We start from the raw sequence: 1,025 nt of genomic DNA on the forward strand, positions 1-1,025 counted from the left end.
AAGTTGTCGGCCAATTAGTACCGGTCAGCTTCGCACGTTGCCGTGCTTCCACGTCCGGCCTATCAACCCAGTGGGCTACTGGGGGCCTTCCCACCACAAGGGTGGTGGAAACCTCATCTTGAAGCAGGCTTCCCGCTTAGATGCTTTCAGCGGTTATCCCTTCCGAACGTAGCCAACCAGCCATGCTCCTGGCGGAACAACTGGCACACCAGAGGTTCGTCCGTCCCGGTCCTCTCGTACTAGGGACAGCCCTTCTCAAGTTTCCTGCGCGCGCAGCGGATAGGGACCGAACTGTCTCACGACGTTCTAAACCCAGCTCGCGTACCGCTTTAATGGGCGAACAGCCCAACCCTTGGGACCTACTCCAGCCCCAGGATGCGACGAGCCGACATCGAGGTGCCAAACCATGCCGTCGATATGGACTCTTGGGCAAGATCAGCCTGTTATCCCCGGGGTACCTTTTATCCGTTGAGCGACGGCGCTTCCACAAGCCACCGCCGGATCACTAGTTCCGACTTTCGTCCCTGCTCGACCTGTCAGTCTCACAGTCAAGCTCCCTTGTGCACTTGCACTCGCCACCTGATTGCCAACCAGGCTGAGGGAACCTTTGAGCGCCTCCGTTACTCTTTGGGAGGCAACCGCCCCAGTTAAACTACCCACCAGGCACTGTCCCTGGTCCGGATTACGGACCGAGGTTAGATGCGCAGTACGACCAGAGTGGTATTTCAACGATGACTCCACACGCACTGGCGTGCATGCTTCACAGTCTCCCACCTATCCTACACAAGCCGTACCGAGCACCAATACCAAGCTGTAGTAAAGGTCCCGGGGTCTTTCCGTCCTGCTGCGCGAAACGAGCATCTTTACTCGTAGTGCAATTTCGCCGAGTTCGTGGTTGAGACAGCAGAGAAGTCGTTACGCCATTCGTGCAGGTCGGAACTTACCCGACAAGGAATTTCGCTACCTTAGGATGGTTATAGTTACCACCGCCGTTTACTGGGGCTTAAATTCTGAGCTTCGCCACT

Annotated in this window: 1 rRNA gene; it reads right to left on the minus strand. The window is 56.6% G+C overall.

Annotated features, from left to right (window positions below):
• A 23S ribosomal RNA gene (locus ABD907_RS20545) occupies positions 1-1,025 on the minus strand; the annotation flags it as partial.

It is taken from the genome of Georgenia halophila, assembly GCF_039541595.1.